The 6,899-nt window shown below is 55.1% G+C and carries 7 protein-coding genes and 1 tRNA gene; 5 read left to right on the top strand and 3 right to left on the bottom strand.

The features are described 5' to 3' along the window. Positions 1-562: folylpolyglutamate synthase/dihydrofolate synthase family protein (locus tag FVW27_RS00675; RefSeq protein ID WP_481850155.1), on the bottom strand; the 562-nt coding region annotated here is incomplete at its 3' end. A gap of 571 nt (positions 563-1,133) precedes the next feature. On the opposite strand from FVW27_RS00675, the gene FVW27_RS00670 reads away from it, so the two are divergent. The 5 genes from FVW27_RS00670 (at position 1,134) to FVW27_RS00650 (ending at position 6,019) form a co-directional block, all read left to right on the top strand. After that, positions 1,134-1,210 (top strand) — tRNA-Arg (locus FVW27_RS00670). 492 nt (positions 1,211-1,702) lie between these two features. Beyond that, positions 1,703-2,881, top strand: coding sequence for a hypothetical protein (locus FVW27_RS00665; RefSeq protein WP_167121836.1), 1,179 nt, complete (start codon positions 1,703-1,705; stop codon positions 2,879-2,881). A gap of 282 nt (positions 2,882-3,163) precedes the next feature. Then, on the top strand, positions 3,164-3,433 hold the full coding sequence (locus FVW27_RS00660; RefSeq protein ID WP_167121835.1) for a hypothetical protein: 270 nt from the start codon (positions 3,164-3,166) through the stop codon (positions 3,431-3,433). A gap of 9 nt (positions 3,434-3,442) precedes the next feature. After that, on the top strand, positions 3,443-4,957 hold the full coding sequence (locus FVW27_RS00655) for a DUF3987 domain-containing protein (RefSeq protein WP_167121834.1): 1,515 nt from the start codon (positions 3,443-3,445) through the stop codon (positions 4,955-4,957). 465 nt (positions 4,958-5,422) lie between these two features. Further along, positions 5,423-6,019: a YagK/YfjJ domain-containing protein gene (locus tag FVW27_RS00650; protein ID WP_167121833.1), complete on the top strand. Its 597-nt coding sequence runs from the start codon at positions 5,423-5,425 to the stop codon at positions 6,017-6,019. A 17-nt stretch (positions 6,020-6,036) separates the two neighbouring features. On the opposite strand, the gene FVW27_RS00645 is transcribed toward FVW27_RS00650, so the two are convergent. Both FVW27_RS00645 and FVW27_RS00640 read right to left on the bottom strand, forming a co-directional pair. Beyond that, positions 6,037-6,366, bottom strand: a complete 330-nt coding sequence (locus tag FVW27_RS00645; protein ID WP_167121832.1) for a type II toxin-antitoxin system RelE/ParE family toxin — start codon at positions 6,364-6,366, stop codon at positions 6,037-6,039. Continuing rightward, positions 6,363-6,722, bottom strand: a complete 360-nt coding sequence (locus FVW27_RS00640) for a type II toxin-antitoxin system ParD family antitoxin (RefSeq protein ID WP_243838125.1) — start codon at positions 6,720-6,722, stop codon at positions 6,363-6,365. The genes FVW27_RS00645 and FVW27_RS00640 overlap by 4 nt, the downstream gene beginning before the upstream one ends. Between the last annotated feature and the right edge of the window lie 177 nt (positions 6,723-6,899).

Here is a 6,899-nt window from a genome sequence, read left to right as displayed (position 1 = left end):
CCTTGTCGGCGGCGATGGCGGCGATGGTGGGGCCCAGCACGCTTTGATGGTCCAGTCCGATGGGCGTCACGCAGACCACGTCGGCGGCAACGGCGGTGGTGGCGTCGTGCGCGCCGCCAAGGCCCGCCTCCAGCACGGCAAGCTGCACGCCCGCCTCGCGGAAGGCCAGCAGGCCGAGCACGGTGAGGAATTCGAAATAGGTCAGCGCATCGCCGCCCGCCGCCATGACCCGGTTGGCCAGAACCGGCCACTGGTTGGCGGCCAGCATGGCCCCGTCGATGCGGATGCGCTCGCGCGGGGTGACGAAGTGCGGCGAGGTGTACAGGCCGGTGCGCAGGCCGTGCGCCGTGCCGATGGCCGCGAGGAACGTGGACGTGGAACCCTTGCCGTTGGTGCCCACCACCTGGGCCACGATAAAGGGCGGCGCGACGAGGGACAGCGCGTCCAGCACGCGCTCCATGCGGCCGAGGCCAAGGTCCATGTGGAACATGCCCAACCGGTTCAGGTGGGCCTGTACGTCGTCGTAGGTGGCGAAAGGAGATGCAGAAGAAGCGTGTGTCATGGTGAGCGTGCCTGTAGAGGGGGCGAAGCGCGCCCGGCATCCGGACATGCGGAAGGGGCGCATCCCTTTCGGTAGGACGCCGGGCGGGGCGCGTCAAGCGGGGGGGGGAATTGCATGGGGAAGGTGGTGACGGTGCGGGGGCGAAGAGGGGACGGTCGAAGCGGGGCGGAGGCCCCCCTCCGAATGGGCAGGGGCGGGCGCGGGTGCCGAAGCGAATGCCGACGCGGCATGCGCGGCGGGAGCGCGCCAGAAACGCGCAGGCGCATTGTGCTGGGGAGGGGCAGGTGGCAAACGGCGGCCCGATGCCCTGGTGGTACGCTGATGACGCGCTGGTGAGAGGGCGGGTGTACGCTGGGAGGGCGGCGGGTGCGCGCAGGGAGGGCGGCGGAGGTGCGGTGGCAAGAGACAGATAGCGGGCATGGCTGCTTTGCGGTCCGTAGTTCCGACGTGGTCCCGCCCTGCCCCCCGCCCACCACTCGCATCCACCCCGCACAACCCGTTGCTCCACCGTTGCCCACTGTTGCCCTTGACCGGCGGCAGCGGCTCGGCTAGAAAAATCCCCTCTCGTCACGCGCCCGTAGCTCAGGTGGATAGAGCAGGAGCCTTCTAAGCTCTTGGCCGGGGGTTCGAATCCTCCCGGGCGCGCCAGTAAAAACGGCTAGTTGTGCAAATAAGCATAGCTAGCCGTTTTGGCGTTTTGGAATCTCTCCCACTTCTCTCCCACCTTTGGCCGTGACGCCCTGTGATGGCGAGTGAATAGGTTGGGGCCGATGGGCTCGACCGTGTGGGGAGCAGTACTTTCTTGGCGAGTGTTCTGGTGGCGGTTTCTGTCTTGCCCTGAAGGTGCGAGGCCAATTCGCTCGACCATGGCGTCAGGGAAGCTTGCGTGCGTGGCCCGCTCGCGTTGGTGTGACAGGCGAGCATGTAAGGTGCGCTCGCTACCATTTCATGGGTTGCGCTTGGGGTAGGTTGCGATTGGTGTTAAGAAAAAGTATGTTTTGGGGGTGTATGATTCTTTATAGTGACGGGATGTGGATGAGGAATCTGGTGTGTTGGTAATGTTCTATGAATTTAGCGTGAGCATAGACGACACTAGAGTTGCATGTTGTTGACTTCAAAAAATAATCAAGAAGAGGTGGTATGATGGATGATGACTTCTTGTATGATGCTGATATCGATCAGGAAGAAATTGATAAAATTAAAGAAATTCAAGGTGATGCTCTGAAGAATCAAATGAGAAATGATTGTATCCATGCAGATCTTGTCCGTGCAGAGAATATTATTTTTTGGGATTATCATTACTCAGCGCGTGCGTTCATTATGGATATTAGCGAGAAGGCGTGGTTTAAAAAACGATATGATGTGAGCACTATTTTTTTGAGTTCTTTGATGAAGGATCAGAGGGTGCATGATCGCGATTTTGAAAGAGTCGCTCGTGAGCTAGTGATTGCGTATAACGCTTATTATAATAAGAATCCCAAGTTTAGTTATGCACCTATCTCCGGTGAAATGAAGAATTTGTATAGAATTAGTGAGCTTACTAAGGATGAATCAAGGGCGGCGAAGTTCTTTTTGTACGTCGCCTTGAAGTATGGGTACACGTTTACGAGGAAAGTATACCCACACCAGATTCAGAAGCAGATCACAACGGTGGCAAAGGATGGCGGAATAATAGAAATTGACGATATAAAGGAGAAGCAGTTCATAAAATATGACGGGGATAGCTTTGATGATGTGAGATTCAACTATACGGACAAGCGCGGCAGACAATTTTTTGAGAGTGAGTCCAGCGATAGGCTGTATTTGTATATTGATGCTGAAGTGTATGGTCGCTCTAGTGATATAGAAAATATATCTGCATCTATAAGTGCGTGGAAAAAGAAAAAGGCTCTAGATTATTACGTAAGAAGTGAGAAGTCATCGATTCAGGTTGTCATAAGTGGAGATGCAATCCGTAGAATGAAGTTCTCCCGTGAATTGGCACAATATGTGGATAAGCAGGTTTCGGATGCTGTGAATAGTTATTCAGTATGGATGGTAAAAGCTAAGCTTGTGGAGACGCGTGAATTGGCTCGCACTGTGAAGCATATGTATGTGCCGCAGTCTGAGCAGGTGTCAAATGGGGCAAGAGCGATTGGCCTATGGCTTTGGGACTTGATTCATTTCGGCAAGATAAAGCAGGCAGAGGCGATCAGGCGCATTCTTGATGCACATTTCGACCACTGCCGGAAAACTGCGGATGAGAGGGCTTTGCGCCGTGATTATGTGCTCGCAGCCAAATGCATCAAGCAACGCGCGGTACTCAAATACACAAGCTGAGCAGGCAGCGCTCCCTATGGCTAGTCAACGGCGCAGGTCCAGGAATGGGCCTGCGTCTGTTTTTATTGGGGGGAGTCGAGTTGCTCTGGCTGCGCGCGGTTTGGGAATGAGTGTGTCCTTTGGGGGGGGCGGTCGGCTTTGCCGAGGCGATGGGTGGGCGTAATACTCTAAAATGAAGCGTTTTTTTAGAAAAAAAGTCTGACCTATCGCGCGGTGCGGAAAATAGTCACCTCTCTAGGCGCGTCGCAATGGAGCGACCGAAAAACATCCCTTGGAGGGACTATGAAAACCGCAGTTGTTGATCAGTCTAAGGAAGCGCCCGTCGACACGGTCGGTACAGTCATTCTGGCCTTGGAGAAGGCCCTTCCCCCGGTGTTCACCAGAAAGGTCGCCGCAAAGATGTTGGGAGGGATTCTGGCCGTCGGGACCCTCGCCAATCTGGACAGCCAAAAGAAAGGGCCGACGAGGCTTCGCCTGAAAGGGCGAGTTGCCTACGAACGTGACGCCTTTTTGGCTTGGTTGAGCGCTTACCTTCAAAAGGCCGCGTGCTAGGAGGGGGATATGGATACGCCTTTTACTTTCCCCCCGCATGTAGGTGGTGTGAGCGCAAAGAAGAGGAACTTTGACGAGTGGGTAGACACGACTGCTAGTTGCCGCATCAGCGAGGCAGTCCGTGCGGCTTTTGGGGTTTCGCTAGGCATGAGTTGGGTAGCATGCCTGGCAGCAATCAATTCTGCCCTGCGCGGGAAGGTTTCGGTCAAGGTCAATAATGATTGGATTGAGCCTGCCAACGCCTTTGTCGTGCTATGCGCCGAGTCGGGTGCCGGGAAATCGCCGATAAATGCGTTTTACAAGGCGCCGCTGCTCGCCTTTCAGAAAAAATGGAACGACACCCATAGGGCGCGGTTTTGCCTTGAGCGGAGCCGTCAAGTTCAACTCAAGAAGCGCTTGGCGGCATTGGAGCGGAAAGTCGCCAAGACTGAGGACGACGCCAAGGTTGAGGAGTGGTTGCAGGAGATGGCAGCCCTCCGCGAAGAAATTCTTTGCGTGCCTGGCGGGCATGAATTGGAGATTTTTGTTGATGATTGCACGAACAAGTCATTGATCGAGTGCATGCACCAACAGGGAGGGCGTGTTGCGGTCATGGAGGCTGAGGCGAGCCTTTTCAGGCATATTGTCAATGCCAAGCCCATGAGTCCCATAGTGGACACGCTGCTGAAGGCGTTCTCCGGTGAGCGCATACAATCGAAAAAAAGCGGCGAGAGCTCTACCGTCATTGAGCAGCCGGTCTTGGCGCTTAATGTCATGGTCCAGCCGCCCGTGATTGCCCAGTTGGGGCGGAACAAGGAGATCATGGGCCGTGGCTTGCTCGGGCGCATACTGTTTTATGTAGATGAGCTGCCTGTCGGGGGTCGGGATGCCGGTGGTGTCGTGCTCGAGGCGATCAAGGCCGAGTATACCAGTATCATCCAGGCGATCGTTGAGCGCGTTGAAACGTCAAATGAGCAGATCGTGCTGGAATTGGATGCGGATGCGCTGCTGCTATGGGAGGAATGGCGCGATAAAGTTGAGAGAAGGCTCTGTCTGCGAGGTGGAGAGGTCTCGGTCTGGGACGAGTGGAGAGGGAAGGCTGCCAGGCACCTTCTCCATATCGCCGCGTTTGTGCATATGTTTGAATGCCCAGAAAGTAAGGTGAGCATTGATGCCAATACGATGCGGCTTGCTGTGCAACTGGGCGATTCTTTTTATGAGCATTACGAGAAAATAGTGAGGCTGATCTGCCCGGAGCGTGGTGAAAAAATTGCAGTCAAGGCGCTGAGATCAAGGAGATTGTATGAGGAAGGGCGATTTCAGTCTCGGGACCTGCAGAGGATGTGCGGCGTTCTTAGGCAAGAAGCCAATGCGGCCATCGATTGGTTGTGGCGTAGGGGTGCCGTGAGGGAACTTTTCCCTCCGCGTTTCGGTCAACGAGGTGGCCGTCCATCATCGCCGGAATATGAGATTGTTGATGGTGTATGGAATGATCTTGCTGCACGCCATGGAGCGCTGAGGGTGCCTATGGGCGGTCTACGCTGATGGGGAGGTTTCTTTTGGCACTTCTCCGTGTAGGCGTCTGCGCTTGCTCCTCTCGGGGGATGGCCTTTGGTCATTCCTCGGGAGGGGCGAGTCGCTCCATGGTTCCCGAGTGCCGTAAGTTCAAAGAGCTTGTTGTTGGGACGCTAATTAGACAGGTGGGAGATTGTAAGTCGGCAGCCGCTGCGCCGCTGTCTTTCGAGCGTTGATGATGAGTGTGTTTTTTTGTGCCTATATAATATGAATATTTTTTCCGCCAAAGCATAGCGTAGTGTATAGTGCAAAATGAACACGAGATATATCCAGGGCGGTGAATTTTCGTATGAATTATAATCTAGGTAAATGGTAATACATAATTATTAAAATATAATAAACAACCATGCATGGAGATAATGAAATACATATCTTGAATAACCATATGCTAAATAAACAATAGTCAAGAAACTTCTTAGGCATGGAGGCAATGTAATGGGATATAGAAATAGTAAATGCAATGACATGATCAGCGGCATCATGGATAAGTATCACAGTGCGCTTGAGCAATCACTTGCTGATCACAGCAAGGTCATGCAGGTCAGGCTAGACTTGCACTATCCCGAAAACGGATACGTTACGCCTAGCAGCACGCATATCCAAGACTTGTGCTATAACCTCAAGCGTAGCCTTACGCGCAAAAAGTTTGCCGGGAGCCACAATCCCGATCCCAAACTCATCTGGGTGAGGGAGCAGAACGAAAGCGAACACCCACACTACCATGCCCTGATGCTCGTTAATGGCAATGCCCTGGATAACCCACACTCGATTCTTGAAAAAGCGAGCAACCTTTGGGGCAGGGCCTTGGGCGTCGACCCGACCGGACTCATGCACCGCTGCGATAGGGACAGGAGCGGGAACAGGCAGGAAAATGGTATCGTGATCCGGCGGGGATCACCCGACGAGGCTGACCAACGTGCCAAGTGCGAGCAGCAGGCTTCGTATCTGGCCAAAGCCTACAGCAAGGACATCCGCCCGAAAGGGGCATGGACGTGCGGGGGCACCAGAACCCCAAAGGGTAGGGCAGAATAATGTCCGGAAGCTGACCGTTATCCGGTTTCGGGCTCCTGCATCCAGGCGGGGATGTCTCGCTGGTTGTGCAGCACGCGCCACACGTCGATGTGGCCCGTCCTCTCGACGTAGAATACGAGGTGCGGGTATCGCGCTAGCGGCCAAGCCCGTAGGCCAGGCAGATTGAGCTCGTGGGCGTAGCGTGGGGAACCCGTGGCCGGATGGCGACTGATGTGGGCGTAGGCCTGTTCCAGCGCATCGATGAAGCCGAGCGCAGCAGCCTCGGCAGCTTCGCTTAGGTAGTAGGCAGCGATCTCTTCGACATCCCGGTTGGCCTGCTCACGCGGGATAAGCGGCTTACTCTTCACGCCTTGGTGCGAGGGTTGCCTGCCTTACGCACCCGGTCACGCAGCCCCTCGAAGTAACTGGCATCGGTTGGGGCGGTCGGTGCCGAAGCAGCACCAACCAAGAGCAGGCTCCGCAGTTGCTGCCGATCTTGGTCCTTGCGGATAAGTTCGCGCACGTACTCGCTGCTGGTGCCGTAACCGCGCTGACTGACCTGCTCGTCCACGAAAGACTTCAGGGCGTCGGGGAGGGAGATGTTCATCGTGCTCATAGTGTAAACGTAGATGCTTTGGCAAAATTTGGCAAGGTGCGGGTTGTCAATGCGAAGGCAGGGGCGCACCTTCACCTGAAGAACTGCCTGGCCCTGAACAAGAGCCATCCCTATTCGGAGGGTAAGTGGAGTCACTGTCTACCGTTGAACACCGTTGACGGTAGACAGTGACTCAGAAGGTTCCCGTTAGCACCAGGTCTGGACATAGGGCTGTTGGGGGGGACTCCAGATTACGGTAAAAATGAACTTACCAACCGGGGCAGCACGTTCGCCCCATGAGTTGTC

The organism is Nitratidesulfovibrio liaohensis, assembly GCF_011682075.1.
Lineage (GTDB): Bacteria > Desulfobacterota > Desulfovibrionia > Desulfovibrionales > Desulfovibrionaceae > Cupidesulfovibrio > Cupidesulfovibrio liaohensis.
Note: the sequence above shows the minus strand (reverse complement) of the source record. Positions and strands in the feature narration are given on the sequence as shown.

What these genes read in the sequence shown, in the direction of transcription:
- FVW27_RS00640 (WP_243838125.1), bottom strand. Translation starts at nt 6,722, where the DNA reads ATGGCTCTTGTTCAGGGCCAGGCAGTTCTTCAGGTGAAGGTGCGCCCC.
- FVW27_RS00655 (WP_167121834.1), top strand. Translation starts at nt 3,443, where the DNA reads ATGGATACGCCTTTTACTTTCCCCCCGCATGTAGGTGGTGTGAGCGCA.
- FVW27_RS00650 (WP_167121833.1), top strand. Translation starts at nt 5,423, where the DNA reads ATGGGATATAGAAATAGTAAATGCAATGACATGATCAGCGGCATCATG.
- FVW27_RS00660 (WP_167121835.1), top strand. Translation starts at nt 3,164, where the DNA reads ATGAAAACCGCAGTTGTTGATCAGTCTAAGGAAGCGCCCGTCGACACG.
- FVW27_RS00665 (WP_167121836.1), top strand. Translation starts at nt 1,703, where the DNA reads ATGATGGATGATGACTTCTTGTATGATGCTGATATCGATCAGGAAGAA.